Genomic DNA, 19,659 nt, shown 5'->3' with positions numbered 1-19,659 from the left:
TTAACTTTTTTGGGAATAAAAAAAGTCCTCTTCAAAGGAATTCAAAAAATCCCTTTGAAGAGGACGGTTTTAACCGCGGTGCCACCTCTTGTTGGAGCGTTCCCACTCCCACTTCAATTCCTGTAACGTAGGAACCACGTCTACTTCTAAAACGACTGCTCGTTTTCAAAGTAGCTCTCATAAGTCCATTCACACTTGCTACAAATCAGTTCTCACCAACCACTGACTCTCTAAATTGCACACAAGTGCTACTCTTCTTATTCAAATAATTTCTCTGCTATACTCATCTAGTCTCGGCTCAACTGTTCTATGGGCGATCTCGCTACCGACATCTTCTACCCGTATCCGAACATTTAAGTTACTGTCTATGATAGTAGCAACACTTCTAATTGTCAAATAATTTTTATGTGAATTAGAGAAACATTTATTTTCCCTATTTTTTACCCATCCGATAGTACAATTGTATTCCTTTCATTGTATAAATACCTTTAGTTCGCACAAACTAATCACTGTATGAAAAATCATGAAAGACAGGGAGTGCAATATGGGAATATTAAGTGGAAATCCAAAAGATGAACCGTTACATTATGGTGAAGTGTTCGCCATATGGACAAATCTAGCTACAAACAATGGGTTGATTGCTGCATACCAAACCTTTTTCAACCACACTGGTGATGAAGATTTAGAAAAAATGATTGAAGAATCAATCCAATGTATGAAAGAAGAAAACAACCAATTAGAAAAAATATTAAAAATCAATGGTATTGGGCTTCCTCCTGCACCACCAGAGCGTCCGGTTGCTAGATTAGAGGATATCCCTATCGGAGCAAGATTTAATGATCCTGAAATCAGTGCTGCACTTTCCATTGATGTCGCTGCTGGATTAGTCGCATGCAGTCAAGCTATGGGACAATGCATTAGGGAAGATATCGCATTAATGTATGGACAGTTCCATATGACTAAAGCACAACTAGGTGCAAAGCTTTTAAGACTTAATAAAAGTAAAGGTTGGCTTATCCCTCCTCCATTACACGTAGACTTTCCAGATAAATAAACTAATTCCCTGGGGCAATCTAATACTGATTGCCCTTTAACTATGACTCAATAGTTGGTTTTTCTGGAAACAACATCCCATCTTCTCTTACAAAGCGGACACCAATCACTAAGCGTGTAGGCACCGTTACGGGAGGCTACGCAAATCGCAGTAATGAAAACCATTGTCCAAATGAAGTTTGTACTGAAATCTTGTCCATGAGTTAGTTCTTTTATTAGTGGATTTGGACGGGTTACCACCTGCCTTTATCCATTAAAAAGGGCTTTTTTTATGCACAATTTTAGTGACATTTTGTGAATTTTTAAAATAGAGATTAATCTAATGCAAGGCTAGTGTACTTGTAATATCAATTAATAAATCAATTTGTTCTACACTATCCTTTTTAACAAATAGCTGTAAACAATTTCAGATTCATTTTCAAAAATCACTTGGAGTTCTTTACTAGACTTTATTTTGCTAATCATTTGTATGTGCGATTTCCCAAGATTCTTCAGGATATGTAAACGTCGGATAGCCAGAAGTAATATTAGAACTGTTCTCAATATCTTTTTTACGATCTATTCCCCTCTACTTTATTATTTATGCTATTTTCCCAATCACTCTTTAATAAACTAAATGTTATCAAGTCTTCATAGTGGTCATATAGCCATTGTCCGTCTCGTTTAATTCCTTCTTCTTCAAATCCCAGTCTTGTTGGAATAGCTGTACTTTTCAGGTTATTTACTGCAACCTGAATTTCAATTCTATGTAAATCCAAATCTTCAAAAAGGTATTTTACTAATGTCTGTACGCTTTTAGTAATGATGCCTTTTCCTTGGTCCTTCTCGGACAAAAAATAACCAATACTCGTTGATTTATTCTTCCAATCAATGAAATGGAGACCAATCATTCCAACAAGCTCTCCATTATATCTAATCCCAGCATCAAATCCATTATTATTAGCATAATTATTTATCCAAATTGGAATGATTGGTTCAAAATCCTCTACTGTTTTCCTCTTATCTACCCAAAGTAGCCATTTTCGTAAATGCTCTCTGTTAGTATTAACTAGATTAAATAATTCCTCCTTGTGCTGCTGTTGTAATAACTCTATTTCTATTTGATTATCTACATTAAATGAAAACATTTAAAAACCTCCTAATACTATGATGAGTTAATTAAAAATAATTATAGGGTATTAGATCCAGTGCTAATACCCCATTTCAAAAGCGATAGTCTCAATTTACAGGTGTTATTTGTAATAAAATTGTATGGCTTGCTATTTTAATTGCTGTTCCTTCGATTGCATTTTCTGTTATCAATAAATTGCGCATTAATAGGTTCTTTTGCAGCGTCTGTTTATACTTTTTGATTACTACTTGAAGTTCATCATCAGTAGCTACGGCAATATCAACACGCATATCAATTGGTAGATCCAATTGTTTTCTATACGCTTGTATCGCTCTGATTAATTCGCGAGCCATTCCTTCTTGTATTAGTTCTTCCGTTAAAGTGAGATCTAAAGTTACGGTATACTCCCCATTTGTCGCAGAAGCATATCCTTCTTTCGCTACTTTTTCAATCAGGACATCCTCCACCATTACTTGAAAGTTTTTCTCTAACATTATTTCTATAAAGCCCGCCTGGATGAATTGTTTGGCTTGTTTCTCGTCTAAACTTTGAAGCAAAGTATTAATTGCATTCGACCATTTTCCAAACTTAGCAGCTGATTTTTTGAAATCTAGTTTTATCTTTGTTAAAACAAATTGCGCATCATTTTCCGTTTGTTTCAATTGCTTCACATTTAACTCATCTTTAATAATATCTTCGTATAGTTTCCAGTTAGGATTCTTATTTGTACTCATTAGTGATAGAATGCCTAATGGTTGTTTTACTTTCAATGAAGTCGTATTTCGAATACTTCTACCTAGCTCTACAACTTGCAACACCGCATCCATTTCTTTTTCAAGCTGTTCATTAATCCGTAATTCATCATGCACCGGGAAAGCGGATAAATGTACGCTGTCACCTGTTAATGCCATAAACACATCCTCTGCAATAAAAGGAGTGAGTGGTGCTAACAACTGGCTAGTCGTTGTTAAAACCTCATAGAGCGTTTTATAAGCAGCCGCCTTTTCTGGATTCATGCCACTGGACCAAAAGCGCTCCCTAGAACGTCTTACATACCAATTGCTGACTTGCTCTAACAATTTTGCAATTTCTCTTGCAGCGTTTGTAAATTGATAATCATCTAAGCTATTTCGCACTGCTTTAATCGTGCTATGCAAACGCGATAATATCCAATCGTCCAATTTGTTTTTCTTCATTTTAACGTCTGTTTTAGGGTTGTAATTATCTAAATTCGTATACAACGAATAAAAACTATGCACATTGTCTAGTGTATCTACTAATTTCGATTTAGCTTCTTGCACGATACGCTCCGAAAAACGTTTTGTATTCCAAGGAGCACTATCGACTAATAATGCCCATCTTAATGCATCCGCTCCATACTTTTGAATTAACTCTACCGGATCTAGCGCATTTCCTTTGCTCTTAGACATTTTTTGCCCGTTTTCATCCAAAATATGACCCGTCGAGAGTACTCGTTTATAAGGCGCTTTACCTGTAAAAAGAGTAGATACTGCCAGCAAGCTATAAAACCACCCACGTGTTTGGTCGATTCCTTCAATTACTACATCCGCTGGAAATTGTTTTTCAAATAGCTCTTTATTTTCAAATGGATAATGATATTGGGCAAATGGCATAGAACCACTATCAAACCAAACATCGATGACTTCGGGTGTTCTAGTCATAATCCCTCCACAATTGGAACAATGAAGCTTCACTTCATCTACATAGGGCTTATGCAATTCAATCTCATCTAATGGATCAATCGAATGATGCTTTAATTCTTCTATGCTTTTTGGTGCATATTCATAATTACATTCCGCACATTCCCAAACATTAAGCGGGGTTCCCCAATAACGTTTTCTACTGATGTTCCAGTCCACCATTTGTTCTAAAAAGTTTCCAAATCTCCCGTGCTTAATATGTTCCGGATGCCAAGTAACCCCTTCATTGTTTTGAATAAACTTTTCTTTCAAAGCAGTTGTTTGGATAAACCAGCTTTCATTTGCATAATACAAGAGAGGAGAATCACAACGCCAACAATGGGGGTAGCTATGTTCGTACTTTTCTTTGCTGAAAAGTAAATCTTTCGCAGCTAAGTAACGAACAATATCCACATCGCAATCCTTCACAAATCGGCCTTCAAAATCGACCACTTCCGGAGTATACTTTCCTTTTTCGTCAACTACATGGACAAAAGATAATCCATTTTCTTTTACTACTTTGTAGTCATCTTCCCCATAAGCAGGCGCAATATGAACAATCCCTGTTCCACTTTCTGCGGACACATAGTCAGCAGTCACTACTTTATGTCCGGTTTCTACATTTACAAAATCAAATAATGGTGTATATGAAATATCTTTAAATTCTGCGCCAAGATGGACAGAAAGTATTTCATATTCCTCCTTTAATACCGAACTTGCCAATGCTTCTGCTACGATGAAAATGTTTTGCCCTTGTTTAGCACGAACATATTTCAACGAAGGATGAACTGCGAGTGCCACATTTGCGGGTAAAGTCCAAGGCGTTGTAGTCCATCCAAGAAAGTATTCATTGTCTCGATCCGTTATTTTAAATTTAGCTATTGCCGATAAATCTTTTACCATCTTATATCCTTGTGACACTTCATGCGAGCTGAGAGAAGTTTGACAGCTAGGACAGTACGGAGATACTCTATGACCTTTTTGGAGTAGTCCTTTTTCATGAATAGTACCGAGTATATTCCATTCGCTTTCTATATAGGCATTGCTTAATGTCAAATACGGATCATCCATATCCACCCAATAACCAAGACTTTCCGTAAACTCTCTCCATTGTTTTTCATAAACAAAAACACTCTCTTTACATTTTTCTATGAATGCTTCTACTCCATACTTTTCAATTTCGCTTTTACCAGAAATCCCCAATTGCTTTTCGACTCCGAGCTCGACCGGTAAGCCGTGTGTATCCCAACCGGCTTTCCGTACTACTTGATGTCCAGTCATTGTTTTATATCTTGCAACGACATCTTTGATCGTACGTCCTAATGCATGACCAACATGCGGCAATCCATTGGCAGTCGGTGGACCTTCATAAAACACAAAAGAAGGGCTACCCTCTCGATTTTCCACGGATTTTTGAAAGATTTCATTTTGCTGCCAATGCAGTCGAATGCGCTCCTCTCGCTTTAAAGCAGTTTCTTTTTCGTTTTCCTTAACCATTTGGTATCACTCCTCATTTTATTAATAAAACATACAAAAAACCCGTCCCTGTAAAAAGGGACGGGTTTAACCGTGATACCACCCTAATTCTATTGCAACATTTTAGTTCTGCAATAGCACTTAGCCACGTACTATCATACGCGTTCTTTTTAACGGTAGACACCCGGTCTCACTTACTCGATTTCAGCTCGACTTCTCAGAGAGGATTTTCATACATGAACTGAACACCGGATTTCAGCGTACACCGGCTCTCTTTGGAACAGTTTCATCTACTACTTTTTCTCATCAACGAATTTGTATGGTTTTATTATCGTAAAACTTAACATAAGTCTTAATAATTTGTCAACTTAGTATATGCTTTATTTTTTGTTTTGATAATAAATAAGAAAATCTGTCCATTTATCGTTTTCTAAAGAAAATTGTTCTCGTTTACATTCAAATGTAAATCCCGCTCGCTCGGCTAACTTTTTGGATGGTTCATTATCTATATTAATATGCAATTCAATCCGGTGAAAATTTAACTCCGTGAAGAAAACTTTAGCTGCTGCGTTTACACTTTCTACACCATATCCATTTTTCCAAAACTGATTATGTATCGAATACCCCATCATCGCCCACTGATAATCCATTCTTAGAATGGTGATCAACTCAACTTTTCCTACATTAACACCATCCTCTTTACTAAATACTCCTAAAATGTACATTTCGTCTTTTTCAGCCGCTTTGTGAAATCCTTCAATCCATTGGACAAACCATTCTTTTGTGGAATTCGACATATCCGCATGTCCATCATCGTATTTGTATTGCGAAGACAAACGATTGTCGAACCCCTCATACCAATTTACGTAATCCTTATCTTGGAACGGTCTGAGAATAAGTCTTTCGGTTTCTATGTATAAATTTGGTTTTTTCAAGTATAATTCTCCTATCACAATAAATTAGAATGTTTCACTAATTATAAAATATCACACTAATCAAATAAATACTTGATTCTTACGTAACGTAAGGTTTTATAATGGGTATAGAAATGAGGGTTAGTTTTGTATTCAATCGGTAATTTAGCAAAATTAAGCAACACCACAGTACGAACTCTTCGTTATTACGATGAAATAGGACTATTAGCTCCTTCACAATTAAGCGAAGGCGGACATCGCTATTATGAAGAAAAAGATGTCATCAAATTACATTACATAAAGCTTTTGAAGGAAATGGGATTTAGTCTAAACAGTATACGACAAATGTTAGAAGATCAGCATTTAAGTCATAAAGAAGCGCTCACTATGCAATTAAAAGTATTGGAACTAGAGAAGGCACGTCTAGAGGAACGTTCTCGTTCTATTCGGTATTTACTTCAAGTAAGTGAATTTGAGGACCTAGCAAATTGGAAAGATGTATTTGATCGTATTCCTATGAACTCCTCTCCTACCCCTACGGAAGTATATGAGAGTATTTGGAGTAAATATTTTTCAAAAGATGAAGTTCAATTCTTTAAGCAATTACCTAAGATTGGGGATGATACCGAAACAATAAAGATCTATACTTCGTTAATAAATGATATTAGAATAAATATCCACATTGATATTGCAAGTCCAAAGGCTCAAGATTTGGCAAGCAGATGGATTGATTTACTTGAAAAAGATTTTCACTGGAATTTTAAACTAGCTGAAAAAGTATGGAGTAAACAAAAAGAAATAAAAGATGGTCTTGGATTTTACCGATTTGACCCAGCTGTTGTAGATTTTATAGAAAAGGCAATCACTCATTATTTCAAAGAAAAGGTCCGTGGATAATAATATGAAAATAAACTATATCTTACTAGAGTTAATTGTTTATATAGGTTTACCTTATGTCATATGGACATATGGCAGAGGTTTTATAGGTGATTATTATGCAATGTTGTTTTCTACGATTCCCGCAATCGTCTATACAATTTATCGTTTCTTGAAGGACCGTCAATTCAATATGATTGGTGTTTTCATTATTTCTTCTCTTTTGCTTAGCTCCTTACTTGATTTACTTGCGGGGTCTGCCCTTCAGATGCTATGGAATTCGGTCTTTTTGAGCTACGCATTCACTTTCATTTATATTATTTCCATGATTATTCAAAAACCTATAGCAATTTATCTTGCGGTAGAATTCATGTATTTACAAGGATACCCAAAAGAGAATAGTAAAAAATTGTATTTTATGAAAGGGAATGTAAAGCTATTTCAGTTGGTTACTGCCATTTTCGTTATTCGAGGACTTATCATGAACTCCATAATGGTCTGGCTAATTATAAATCACGGTGCGGATGCGTTCATGCATTTAATTATCGTTAGAAAAGCATTAGGTTTTGTATTTTCAGGTCTAATATTTATTGGATTTTTATTTGCTGGAAATAAAGCAATGCAATTAATGAAGGAACAGGACATCGAGTGGTCAAAGCCTGGCCAAACTGTCTAAGTTGAGTAAAACATATACTTAATTGAAAGTTAGTGTATGGTGTCAGCTATCCCAAAAATAAAAAACTCCCTTATACTCTAGTTGTATAAGGGAGCCAGTTCATTATACGTATTGTTTCATCCAAACTTGGAAGTTTTCAATTACTACATCTAAGAATTTGACTGTAGATTCGTCAGTCAGATTACCTTCCGCATCAAATTTCGTATGTGCTGCACCAACATAAACTTCATTCATTGGTAATAATGGTGAGTTTAAGCCACTTGCGAATAAAATATCACGTAAGTGCATTTGTGCTTTTACCGTTCCTAAAACGCCCATAGAAGCACCCATAATGATAGAAGGTTTGCCGTTCATCACTTTGTCCACACGGCTCATCCAGTCAATTGCATTACCAAGAACCCCTGGAATTGTTGAATTGTATTCTGGTGTTACCCAAAGAACTGCATCAGCTTCTTTTACTTTAGCTTTGAAATCAAGGACAGCTTGTGGTGCGTCTAGTTCGATATCTTGGTCATACATTGGTAGCTCACGTAAGCTTAAAATTTCAAGTTCAAATTGATCTGCATAGCGCTTTTGTACATGCTGTGCTAATTTTAAATTGTATGAATCTTTTCGAATACTTCCTACGATTGCTACTACTTTCATGTTTGTTTCCTCCTGGTGTCTATTAGACGAAAAATTTAGTATAAAATCGTTGCCCCAATTAATCAAAATGAAAATTCAAACAACATTTTTATTCTATACTATGTCCCTTCATTTTAATAATTATTAGCTCAACAAGGAATGAATTTGCCTTCCCAAAGCAACACAATTAAACTCATTTTGAGGGAAATAAATAGAAACTGTCCCTAAAAATCGTTATTCAACGACCTTTTGGGACAGTTTCTTAGTTTATTTCTTTATTAAACTCTACGCCATAATTCAAATTTTTATCAAAATAATTATTTCAGCCCATTAAGAAAGAGAGCTTACTTGCTGGTCAGGGACATTTACCTTTCGCGGTTGTCTATCAATCCAGAAAATTGCTAGAGCAGCAATAATACCTGGTATTGCAAATACTATGAAATTCAATTGGAGTGCTAAAGATGAAGCTAGTAAAACGCCACCTAGCATAGGACCCACGACAGCTCCGAGGCGTCCAATTCCTAAAGCCCAACCTAAACCAGTAGAACGAATAGAAATAGGATAGTATTGAGATACATAGGAATTAGCAAGATTTTGAGTCCCAATGGTTGCTGCTCCCGCAATAGCCACTAATACATATAGAGCTACCATATTAGTTGTAATTCCCAAGCTCGTAATTGTAATTGCTGCGACAGTATAAAATAGAATAAGTGCCCTTTTAACTCCCCAATGATCTGCTAACCAGCCCATCATAATGGCACCGACTGTTGCCCCAACATTTAATGCGAGTAGAAAGCTTAAACTAGATCCCAGTGGGAATCCTGCTTCAATCATTAATTTTGGCAACCAAGTATTTAATCCATAAACCATGAGAAGTGACATGAAAAAAACTAGCCAAAACAAAATAGTTGAAGATGCTCTGCGTTCTGAAAACAAAGATTTGACTGATGAAGAAGTTTTTTGAATGCTATTCATAACGAATTGTTCATTTTTCTCGGGACTGTATAATGGATTTAGTTTTACAAGTATTTCTTTCACCTGTTTATATTCTTTTCTGATGATATAGAATCTAGCTGTGTCAGGTAATGAACGGAATAAAAATGGTAGTAATAATAATGGGATAGCCCCAAAGAAAAACACTGATACCCATCCAAATTTCGGGATAATTACGATGCTAAGGGTAGCAGCAATAACTCCCCCTATTGAAAAACCTGCCATTATGGTAGCGATCATTCGACTGCGTGATTTTTTAGATGAATAATCACTTATGAGAGCTATTACATTTGGCATAACTCCCCCTAGTCCAAAACCTGTTATAAATCTACAAATACCAAACAATTCAGGACTTTTAGCAAGACCGGCAAAACCAGCAAGTAGCATAAAAGAGCTAAATATGAATGTACATATTAAAATCACTTTTTTTCTACCAATTCTATCTGCAATTGTTCCAAAAACTAAAGCTCCTAACATCATTCCCATTAATGCATAACTACCAATCATCCCTGTCTCAACAGCCGTTATATTCCATTCTTTCATGATGATCGGCACAACAGCTCCATATACTGTTAAATCATATCCATCAAACACCATTATCAGTGCACCCCAGAAAAGTAACATACCGTGAAACTTATTAAACTTTGACTTTTCAATAATTTCTTCCACATTTGTCACTCGCATAGTCTAACTCCCCTTCATTTTTTTAATCAAATGGTTTTGTACTCTTAACATATATTAAATCCATTTATTAGATTACATTTGTGAAGTTAACAATCGTTAGATTCTTTGCTTTATAATAGTTCTCACGAGCACCCACCAATCTAGGGCTATCGAATGTACTAAGTAAATATTATGAATAATGCTTTCAAAATGATCGATAATGATTCGTCGATGCCAAATAATCATTGTTGGCTTATAATAGAGATAGGGTCTCTCTATTCCGTTAAGGTTGTGTGGTAACTTCCATTTTCAGAATCTGGAGAGATTCTTTAAGCTACTAAATAAAGCATTTTATTATAATTTAGCCATCTCAGCTATCCCTAAAAACTTTAGTGCATTTTGTCCAAGCATTAGTTGAGCGTCCTCTTTTGATAGCGCTTTCAATTTATCTATTACTTTACCTGCTGGTGTTTCTCTTAATAAGAATGGATAATCCGATCCGGCAATGATTTTATCAATACCAAATCTTTCAATCATAAACGCTAGATTCCTAGTGTCGTAAACAAGTGAATCATAATACAACTTCTTTGCATAATAACTTGGTGGTTTTTCAGTTTTTCTGATTTCCGGCCAAACTTCCCATCCTTTATCCATTCTTGGTAGTATATACGGCAATGAACCCCCACCATGCGCAAAACAGATTTTCAGATTAGGAAACTTATCTAGAATTCCACTCATAATTAAGCTACCTGCAGCAAGTGCTGTCTCCGAAGGCATTCCGATACTATACATAAAATTATGCCTTGGCATTCTTTCCCCACCTAATGTTGCCCATGGATGCACGAAGAGAGGAACTTCCCATTTTGCCGCCGCTTCAAAAAAAACAAACAGTGAACTGTCATCCAGATTTAAACCGTTGACATTCGAACCTATTTGAATACCTTTTAGTCCTAATTCATGAACCGCTCTATCCATTTCTGCAATTGCCATATCTACATCTTGCAAAGGAACTGTTCCCAAACCTATAAACCGTTCAGGTTTTTCTTTAACGACAGAAGCTATAAAATTGTTTTGATTTTTTGCAAGTTCTAGGCCAGCCTCCGGGTGTGACCAATAAGAAAATGTCACAGGAATTGGAGATAGTACTTGAATATCTATACCTTCTTTATCCATATCTGCAATTCTTTTTTCCACATCCCAAGCCTGATTCGTTAGTTTTCTAAAAGATTTTCCTTTAATAAAAATTTCGGCACCACAATCACATGTTTTTTTCAAAGTTGGCCAGCGATCATCTCCATATTTACTTGCTAAATCCGGAAAATCTTCCGGAATGATATGTGTATGAAAGTCAACGCGCAAATTATTTATTGACAACAAATACATCCCCTTTTTTGTAGCTCCAATAATTTCCTCCTACCAATTGATTGGCAAAAGCTTTTAACTATTAATCAATTCAGAGTTTAATGAGATAGACGAAGACTTAAATCTATCTCACTTATCAATACCCACTGTTTGCATATAAATGAAGAAGTGCGAATTACAATAATTTAGTTCCATAAGTGAAGTAACTCTCTGGAGCTTTACTTCCCCACAAATCAAGACCCAATGGACCAACTTCAGGACTCCATTCAATTGGATTCCAATCTGGAGCAAATATTAAGAATCCCCCCGTCCAAATTTCCACTCTATTTCCTGAAGGCTCTATGACATATATAAACTGTGCACCACTTGTACCATGTTTCCCTGGTCCCCATTCAATTTTTATATCATTTTCAGCCATTAAGTTAGCTGCTCTAATAAGCTCATCTGGTGAATCCAAATAGTAGGCTAAGTGATGGAATAGTGCACCGTTCTGATTGGCGTTACGCATCAAAGCAATCTCATGGGCAATATTCGTACGGCTCAACCATGATCCTAAACGAATATCATTCTCGTTTTGCACGAAGTAACGATGATGGATTCCTAATAGATCTGTCCACCATTGCTGCTCCTTAACCACATCGTTCACCATGAAATTTACGTGATCGAAGCGCCGAGGGGATACCCCTTTTCCAGTGTATTTACTAGGGTGACTTGGTAGTTTTGAGGCAGTCGCTGGGTCAGTGTTAACAAACAATTCCTTCTCCCAATATAGTTCGACAGGCAAACCCGCGGGTGATCTAAATTGGATAGTATCACCAAGTGCTTTTTTCGAGCCTTCTTCGACCCACTTATAATCTAGACCCATGTCCTTGAATTGATTTTCAAATGATTTCAAGGCTTCAGCGGAACTTACTCGCCAACCGATTTGTTTAACTCCAGATGTATCCGACTTCTTAAGAACTAATGTGTGATGATCAAAATCTTGCCATGCTCTTAAATAAACCCTGTCGCCTTCACTTGCCGAAACATAGAGACCCATTACTTCTGTAAAAAACCACAATGACTTTTCTAAATTAGTCACTCCTATCTCTACGTGGCCAATATGGGCTATGGTTGTAGTTTGCTTTTCCAATTTTTCTAAAAGTGATTGTTCTTGAATTATTTTTTCTTTTGATATGCTCATGATTATATTCCCCCATCTACATTTTGAATTTGTAAAATGATTGTGAAATTCATAACGAGTAGCAATCTTTCTTTTAATTCGAAGTTTCAAGAATAAATACACTGTCTTCTTCCATCACTCCCTTCATTATTAAAGAGAATGTTAGTGATTATTTTCTGATACAGACTTTCCAGCTCTTCCCCAATGCGTTTGTGGAATCTCTGTGACGAGCACCCGAATCGATTCCACTGGTGCATCCAATGTTTCAGAAACCGTTTTTGTAATTTTTTCAATGACTTCGGCGACCTTCTCTTTCGGTCTGCCTTCCAACAAATTGACATGAATAATTGGCATACGTATCCTCTTCTCTTTTAGTTAGTTTGTTACTGTGAAAGACACTTCGCCTAGACCATCGAATTTTCCATTCACAACATCATCTTCTTTAAGTAAAACCGCCCCAGTAATCGCACCTGACAAAATGACATCACCTTTCCTAATCTTGTCTCCTTTTTTGGCAAGCATGTTAGCAAGCATCGCAATGGCATTTGCTGGATGTCCAAGAACAGCTGCCCCTGCTCCTAATTCTTTGATCTCTCCATTAATGGATAACGTAGCACCGATTAAATCGAGTTCAAATTTAGCTGGCGTTTTCAATGTCGTTCCAAAAACGACTCTTGATGTAGAAGCATTGTCCGCTACTACGTCTGGCAGTGTAAAATTGAAATTTTCATAGCGGCTATCAATAATTTCTAGCGCAGGAAGAACGGACTCAGTTTTCGCTAACACTTGAGCACCTGTTATTCCCGGTCCGACGATATCCTCACCGATGATAAAAGCAATTTCCGCTTCCACTTTCGGATGGATCAAATCGCGTAGGGAAACTTTGCTTCCATTATCAATAATCATATAGTCAAAAACATATCCGTAAATTGGATCATTCACGTTCATTTGTTGCATTTTCGCCTGGCTCGTTAACCCCATTTTTGGTCCAACGATTTTATGCCCTTCTGCAAGTTTCATCGCAACGAGTTCTTGTTGGACGAGATAACCTTCTTCCACAGTTAAATCCGGTTTCAATTGGGCAGTCACTTTTTCAACTTCCCGTTTTTCATGCTCTCCAGCAAGTAAATAACTGGCGATTTCCTTTATTGCTGTCGCATTCATTACAACTACCTCCTCTATACTTCACCCAAATTAAAAATGAACACTTACTTCCCCTAAATGTGCGAAACGTGCCGTGAAGGAGTCTCCTTCTGTCGCCTCCACAGCTGCAGATAGTGCACCAGATAAGATAACTTCACCTGCACGAAGCGAAATATCGAAATCACCCAATCGATTTGCAAGCCACGCTACACAATGAGCTGGGTTTCCAAGTGCAGCTGCCCCTACACCCGTATTGACGAGTTTTCCATTTTTCTTTAATACCATTCCGAGTAATTCGAGATCGACATCTTCAATTTTTGCCGGTTTTCCTCCAAGTACATAGAAAGCCGAAGAAGCATTATCAGCAATTGTATCCGGAAGTTGAATCTTCCATTCTTGGATTCTACTATCCACAATTTCAATGGCTGGAACTACATAATCTGTTGCTTTTAGCACATCTAGCGTTGTCACGTTCGGTCCTATTAAATCTTTTTTCAAAACAAATGCGATTTCCGCTTCCACTTTTGGTTGGAGTAATTTTTGCCTCGGGACAGCGCTTCCATTTTCAACTACCATACTATCTAGTAGATGTCCATAATCCGGTTCATTGACACCGAGCAATGTTTGCATCGCTTTCGACGTAAGTCCGATTTTCTTGCCGACAATTTTATGACCTTGTGCAACTTTTCTTTCAATATTTTCAAGTTGAATGGAATAGGCATCCTTAATGGTAAGTGTTGGTTCCACTGAAGTTAGGGGAGGCATACCAACTAAACTCTCTTCAGCCTTGCGTAATTGATTAGCAAATTGTTTACGTTTATTTACTACTTCTATTGTCATTTTTCTTCATTCCCCTTCACAACTTAATCGTAATGTTCGATAACTCAGAAAAAAAATCAAGGCTATGCATGCCTCCAGTTCTGCCAATTCCACTCTGTTTCATTCCACCAAATGGTGTCCTCAAGTCACGAAGAAACCATGTATTCACCCAGATAATACCTGCCTCCACTTGTTGAGCAACTCGATGACCACGTTTTAAATCATTGGTCCAAATAGTTGCACTTAGTCCGTAATGTGTATCATTTGCTTGCTTAATGACTTCTTCTTCTGTATCAAATGGAACGACCGTTACAACAGGACCAAAGATTTCTTCCCTGACACAACGGGAATTCTGATCCAAATCAGTAATGATTGTAGGTTCCAAGTAATAGCCTTTTTCTAATCCTTCGGGTCGCTTTCCACCTGTTAAAATAGTTCCACCTTCTTCGCGCGCAATATCAATATAACTATTTACTCTGTCGTAATGCTCCTTGCTTATAAGTGCCCCAATGTTTGTATCTGCATCAAATGGATTTCCTACTTTTAAATTTTTTACCTTCTGTACAAATTCACTTAAAAATTGTTTATATACAGTTCTTTCCACATAAATTCGAGAACCACATAAACAAACTTCTCCTTGATTGATAAAACTGGATTTGATTGTAGTTTCAATTACTTCATCTAAATCGGAGTCCGCAAAAATGATATTCGGATTTTTTCCACCTAGTTCATATGAAAGTTTTTTTAATGAATCAGAAGCAGCCTTCATAATGGAAGAACCAGTACTTGGTTCCCCGATAAATGAAATTGCATCAATATCTGGGTGTTCTGAAATCGCCCCTCCAGCAGAATTAGGACCGAATCCATGGACAAGATTCACAACACCATCCGGAACTCCCGCTTCTTTAATGATTTCCATTAAGATAGTCGCGGTCATTGGTGTCCATTCGGCAGGCTTAATGACAGCAGTATTTCCCATTCCCAAACACGGTGCCAACTTCCAAGTCAACAGTAATAATGGAAGGTTCCACGGTTTTATTATGCCAACGACACCTACTGGCCTCCTAATCGAATAGTGAAGAGCAACTTGGTTTTGCTGATAGGCGTCCGTTCCAACAGAAATAATATAGTCGGCAAAGAAATGAAAGTTATAAGCCGCTCGTGGAATATCAACCGAATTTGCTAATGAAAAAGGTTTACCCGTATCTAAGGACTCTAATTGCGCTAGCTCTTCTTGCCTCTCGAGAATTAAATCACCAATTTTACGAAGAATTTTAGATCGTTCCTCAAGAGTGATTGTTTTCCAAGCACCATGGAGAGCTCTTCTAGCAGCAACGACTGCTTGGTCAACCTCTTCTTTACCGCCTTCTGCCACAATGCCAAGCACTTCTTCCGTTGTAGGATTTATATTTTCAAAGCTTTTTTTACTTTCTGAATCAACAAATTGTCCGTTAATAAAATGTCGGCAATTGATGGCTTGTGTTTTTGTTTTTGTTAACATACGTTTCTCCTCCCTGCAATTAAAATTTTGCGTATTTTCTAAATATTAAGATATCACGTAATTATTGCGTATACAACTTCACAGTTCCGCTAGACGCAACACAATAAAATTATTTTCATTTTTCATCCGAACGGCCAAAGAATCAGATAAGTGTCATCTTGTTTTAAACAATCGATTGTTTTGAGTGGTATCTTCACCGAACAACAACAGTCTATTGACAATCTTTTAAATTTTTGTTTAACATAGAGCATCAATGTTTTTCTTAGCTAAACATTTTCAAGGGGGTGAATGGTATTGATTGAAAAAAGCCAAGAAGGAAATCAGCTCTCATCCGTGAAAAATGCTTTACGTATTTTACGAAGCTTCTCCATGGATGAACCGGAGAAAAGAATTAGTGACATTTCAACGTCACTTAAGCTGAACAAAAGTACAGTCAGTCGAACAATGTCCACCTTGGCTAGCGAAGGATTTGTCATAAAAGATCCTGAGACACAAAAGTTTCGACTAGGTTTGTCCATTCTTTCACTAAGTGGCATCATCAATAGCAACTTGGATATCTATCAAGAATCCATACCTGTCTTAAATAAGCTTGTAGAAGCATGCGGTGAAACTGCCCATATTTCTGTATTGGATCAGCATGAAGTCATTTATTTACAAAAAGTGGAGTGTAATCACCCCGTACGCTTTTTAACACATGTCGGAAAACGCAATCCAGCGTATTGTACGAGCTCTGGGAAAGTTCTACTGGCGTTTTCAAATGAAGAAATCACAGAAGCAATCATTGCAAATGGATTGCAACGTTTCACTGAGCATACAATCACTGAACCGGACGCATTACGGACACAATTAAAGCAAATTAAAGAACAGGGGCATTCTTACAGTTATGAAGAACTTTCAGAAGGTGTTATTTCCATTGGGACCCCAATATTTGATTACACAGGTAAGATTGTAGCTGCTTTGTCAGTCGTCGGACCAAAACAACGAATCCATTCCGGAAAAATTCAAAGCATTCTACACCATACCTTGCGTGCAAGTACCGAAGTGTCGAGTCGATTAGGGTATAGAAAAATCGAGTAGGAGGCTAATCATTATTTGATTAGCCAACCTCTCAAACCACCGTACGTACCGTTACGTATACGACGGTTCAACCTTTTGCGTATCTTTGCTCATATAGAAAGTAGAAATACGGTTAATTAACCTCAGGGATTAACTTAAAATTGTACTCCGTTATGGAAAATGCTTTATTAAATCCGTACTTTTGTTGTTCGCTGACGCTATCAACTTGCTTTAAATCTAAAATTAACGAATCTTTTACAGCTCCAATGGCATCTGAGTCAATCCATGGGTCATTTGGAATAAATACCATCGTTGTTAGCTCATTAAAGTTTTCCGCTACAATTTTAAAGTGAATATGTGCCGGACGCCATGCGTGACGCCCTATGCGATTTAAGAACTTACCGGTCGGACCGCCTTTACCAATTTCATAGCCTCCAGGTAAAACCGACTTAAATTCATAACGTCCTTTTGCATCTGTTTCAATACGAGCACGTAAGTTGTATTCCGGTTGGTTTGGGTCTTCGTTTTCATAATCGCCTTTTTCATCCGCTTGCCATACATCAACGATAGCATTAGGAATTGGATTACCATCCACCGATAATACTTGACCAACCATTACATAAGGCTGCTCACTATTTAAAATTGCTTCATCGGTACATAATTGCGCTGGTGTTTTTACTAATGGTGCATTTGCACGATATAATGGCCCTTCTACATTATGGTCTGTCACATGCTCCTCATGATCGTGATGGTGAGCTAAGTCATTCACTAACACCGAAACACCCATAACATCTGACAATAAGATATATTCATTTTTAACACCGACTTCTGTCAAGAATTCGATTGCAGAAATCCACTCTTCCTCTGTTACCTTGTACTCTATGACTACATCATGAATATGTTTTGTTAGTTTTTCTGCAATATCGTATAAGCGTTGATCTTTCTTTTCGACTACAACTAACTTTTGGTCCATACAATATCCCCCCTAAATAGTGTTACCCTGCATGACCTTTCCGTCTTCTTCTACGCATAATGTCGCAAATACCCAATCACTATTTCAAGTCGCTCTGTCATAAGACGTTTATGCTAAAGATATTTTCACCAGAACACTCTTATATTTCTTGAAGTGCTTATGGTCTCCTATAAAGTAAAATATTTATTTTACATATGCAAGTTCAGGTCGTTTTCCTTCGAAAGCATATTGAAGAAGCTCGCGAATTCCTTCTTTATTTACTGGACGTGGATTGTAGTACGGATTTTTCGTTGCGATTTCTGCAGCTTTATCAAGTTCAATTTCTTTTATTCCTAATGCCTCTAAAGATGTATGGCTTCCTAACGAAGAAGATAAATCATATAAAGCACCTGGTACATCATCCGGTGTTGTATTTAACGCACGCGCTAATGCTTCCATTGCTTTTGGTATATGGGATGCGTTGTATTGAATTGCATACGGTAAGATGACTGTGTGTGTTTCTGCGTGTGGAAGATTGAATGTCCCACCTAGTGTATGACATAATTTATGGTGTAATGCCATACCTACAGAACCAAGTACCATACCGCCCAGCATTGTGCCGTATTGCGCTTCTCCACGTGCTTCCATGTCTTCTGGTTTTTCAAGGATTCTTGGGAGACTGCTTGCTAATGCACGGACACCATCTTCTGCAAACAATGAAACGATTGGGTTGGCGTTTTCTGCGTATAATCCTTCCGCACAGTGTGCAATAGCGTTCATTCCGCTCGTGACTGTTAGCCCTTTTGGTAAAGTTAAAGTTAAGTTCGAATCATAAATAACCGTTTTAGGCTTTACAATCATATTTGTACCTGTCTTTTTCAAATTATTTTCCGTGAGTCCCCAAACAGGTGTCATTTCTGAACCAGCATAAGTCGTAGGGATTGCTAAAATCGGTAAAGAAGTATTTAGAGCAAGTGCTTTCGCCAGACCGATTGATGAACCGCCGCCAACTGCTAGTAACACATCAATTTTTTCCTTCTCTACAATAGCTTGAGCATTTATAACTGTTTCAACCGGTACGTGTTGAACAGCTTTTGTATAGACAAAGCCGCAAAGTTCTTCGATAATCTCTGCTACTTCGTTTGCTAGATCCTTTTGTTCTGGTGTAGCAAGAACAATCGCTTTTTTACCTAGTTTCGCCAGTTCCTCTTTTGTCTCCTTAATTTTTCCTTGACCAAAAATTACTCGATTCGCATGACTTACATAGTGAAAATCCATTTTAGTCCACCCCTTCGTGTAAAAGATGTTAAATCTTCGATTTTTCTTTGAGACCACAAACTATAGTTAAGATTTTTGCTGCTTCACTACTACTTAATCGCTCTCCTCGCCAAGCAACATGTTGGTCTGGACGAACTAAAATGAATGGTTTCTCGTATTTCTCCAGTAAATCTTGTTGTTCAAGTGTGACAACTTTTACCGGTACATTACGCTCTGCTGCTACTTTTTCAAACGCATGTATATCAAGCGAGCTATCAAAACGTAGTAAGGTGAAATATGGACCTAATTGATCAAAAATAG

General features: G+C 37.2%; 18 protein-coding genes and 2 other annotated features. Of the genes, 4 read left to right on the top strand and 14 right to left on the bottom strand.

What is annotated here, in order from left to right; all coding sequences use genetic code 11:
* Positions 1-56: 56 nt before the first annotated feature.
* Positions 57-274 (bottom strand) — a binding site (T-box leader).
* 270 nt (positions 275-544) lie between these two features.
* Positions 545-1,054, top strand: a complete 510-nt coding sequence (locus tag ACIQYS_RS07540) for a DUF3231 family protein (RefSeq protein WP_402977036.1) — start codon at positions 545-547, stop codon at positions 1,052-1,054.
* A 550-nt stretch (positions 1,055-1,604) separates the two neighbouring features.
* Here ACIQYS_RS07540 and ACIQYS_RS07535 read toward each other — a convergent pair.
* The 3 genes from ACIQYS_RS07535 to ACIQYS_RS07525 all read right to left on the bottom strand — a co-directional run bounded on the left by ACIQYS_RS07535 (position 1,605) and on the right by ACIQYS_RS07525 (position 6,275).
* Positions 1,605-2,180 (bottom strand): GNAT family N-acetyltransferase, encoded by a 576-nt coding sequence (locus ACIQYS_RS07535; RefSeq protein WP_402977033.1) that lies wholly within the window; start codon positions 2,178-2,180, stop codon positions 1,605-1,607.
* Positions 2,181-2,271: 91 nt separating this feature from the next.
* Complete coding sequence (gene ileS, locus ACIQYS_RS07530) at positions 2,272-5,361, bottom strand: isoleucine--tRNA ligase (protein WP_402977030.1); 3,090 nt, start codon at positions 5,359-5,361, stop codon at positions 2,272-2,274.
* A gap of 53 nt (positions 5,362-5,414) precedes the next feature.
* Positions 5,415-5,659, bottom strand: a binding site (T-box leader).
* Between the two features lie 61 nt (positions 5,660-5,720).
* Positions 5,721-6,275, bottom strand: a complete 555-nt coding sequence (locus tag ACIQYS_RS07525; protein ID WP_402977027.1) for a GNAT family N-acetyltransferase — start codon at positions 6,273-6,275, stop codon at positions 5,721-5,723.
* Between the two features lie 126 nt (positions 6,276-6,401).
* Between ACIQYS_RS07525 and ACIQYS_RS07520 the strand changes: the two genes are divergently transcribed.
* Together ACIQYS_RS07520 and ACIQYS_RS07515 are read left to right on the top strand one after the other, a co-directional pair.
* Entirely contained in the window at positions 6,402-7,151 is a 750-nt protein-coding gene (locus ACIQYS_RS07520; protein ID WP_402977024.1) for a MerR family transcriptional regulator, read from the top strand.
* Between the two features lie 4 nt (positions 7,152-7,155).
* Complete coding sequence (locus tag ACIQYS_RS07515) at positions 7,156-7,806, top strand: VC0807 family protein (RefSeq protein WP_402977021.1); 651 nt, start codon at positions 7,156-7,158, stop codon at positions 7,804-7,806.
* Positions 7,807-7,908: 102 nt separating this feature from the next.
* On the opposite strand, the gene ACIQYS_RS07510 is transcribed toward ACIQYS_RS07515, so the two are convergent.
* The 8 genes from ACIQYS_RS07510 to ACIQYS_RS07475 form a co-directional block, all read right to left on the bottom strand.
* A complete protein-coding gene (locus ACIQYS_RS07510) occupies positions 7,909-8,451 on the bottom strand; it encodes an NADPH-dependent FMN reductase (protein WP_402977018.1) in 543 nt (180 codons plus the stop codon).
* Positions 8,452-8,760: 309 nt separating this feature from the next.
* Positions 8,761-10,107 (bottom strand): MFS transporter, encoded by a 1,347-nt coding sequence (locus tag ACIQYS_RS07505; RefSeq protein WP_402977015.1) that lies wholly within the window; start codon positions 10,105-10,107, stop codon positions 8,761-8,763.
* A gap of 333 nt (positions 10,108-10,440) precedes the next feature.
* On the bottom strand, positions 10,441-11,460 hold the full coding sequence (locus tag ACIQYS_RS07500; protein WP_402977012.1) for an amidohydrolase family protein: 1,020 nt from the start codon (positions 11,458-11,460) through the stop codon (positions 10,441-10,443).
* A gap of 163 nt (positions 11,461-11,623) precedes the next feature.
* Positions 11,624-12,631: a VOC family protein gene (locus tag ACIQYS_RS07495; RefSeq protein ID WP_402977009.1), complete on the bottom strand. Its 1,008-nt coding sequence runs from the start codon at positions 12,629-12,631 to the stop codon at positions 11,624-11,626.
* A gap of 141 nt (positions 12,632-12,772) precedes the next feature.
* Complete coding sequence (locus ACIQYS_RS07490; RefSeq protein WP_402977006.1) at positions 12,773-12,964, bottom strand: 4-oxalocrotonate tautomerase; 192 nt, start codon at positions 12,962-12,964, stop codon at positions 12,773-12,775.
* Between the two features lie 21 nt (positions 12,965-12,985).
* Entirely contained in the window at positions 12,986-13,774 is a 789-nt protein-coding gene (locus tag ACIQYS_RS07485; protein ID WP_402977003.1) for a 2-keto-4-pentenoate hydratase, read from the bottom strand.
* A gap of 30 nt (positions 13,775-13,804) precedes the next feature.
* On the bottom strand, positions 13,805-14,593 hold the full coding sequence (locus ACIQYS_RS07480; protein ID WP_402977000.1) for a 2-keto-4-pentenoate hydratase: 789 nt from the start codon (positions 14,591-14,593) through the stop codon (positions 13,805-13,807).
* 16 nt (positions 14,594-14,609) lie between these two features.
* Positions 14,610-16,073 (bottom strand): aldehyde dehydrogenase, encoded by a 1,464-nt coding sequence (locus tag ACIQYS_RS07475; RefSeq protein ID WP_402976997.1) that lies wholly within the window; start codon positions 16,071-16,073, stop codon positions 14,610-14,612.
* 297 nt (positions 16,074-16,370) lie between these two features.
* On the opposite strand from ACIQYS_RS07475, the gene ACIQYS_RS07470 reads away from it, so the two are divergent.
* On the top strand, positions 16,371-17,150 hold the full coding sequence (locus ACIQYS_RS07470) for an IclR family transcriptional regulator (RefSeq protein ID WP_402977592.1): 780 nt from the start codon (positions 16,371-16,373) through the stop codon (positions 17,148-17,150).
* 112 nt (positions 17,151-17,262) lie between these two features.
* On the opposite strand, the gene ACIQYS_RS07465 is transcribed toward ACIQYS_RS07470, so the two are convergent.
* The 3 genes from ACIQYS_RS07465 to ACIQYS_RS07455 form a co-directional block, all read right to left on the bottom strand.
* Positions 17,263-18,102, bottom strand: coding sequence for a dioxygenase family protein (locus ACIQYS_RS07465; RefSeq protein WP_402976994.1), 840 nt, complete (start codon positions 18,100-18,102; stop codon positions 17,263-17,265).
* Positions 18,103-18,285: 183 nt separating this feature from the next.
* Positions 18,286-19,359 (bottom strand): maleylacetate reductase, encoded by a 1,074-nt coding sequence (locus tag ACIQYS_RS07460; protein ID WP_402976991.1) that lies wholly within the window; start codon positions 19,357-19,359, stop codon positions 18,286-18,288.
* A gap of 28 nt (positions 19,360-19,387) precedes the next feature.
* Positions 19,388-19,659: aromatic-ring hydroxylase C-terminal domain-containing protein (locus tag ACIQYS_RS07455; RefSeq protein WP_483880183.1), on the bottom strand; the 272-nt coding region annotated here is incomplete at its 5' end.

Origin of the sequence: Psychrobacillus sp. NPDC096426 (assembly GCF_044762745.1) — a bacterium.
In the GTDB taxonomy this organism is placed as follows: domain Bacteria; phylum Bacillota; class Bacilli; order Bacillales_A; family Planococcaceae; genus Psychrobacillus.
The sequence above is the reverse complement of the archived record's forward strand: the minus strand, read 5'-3'. Positions and strand labels throughout refer to the sequence as shown.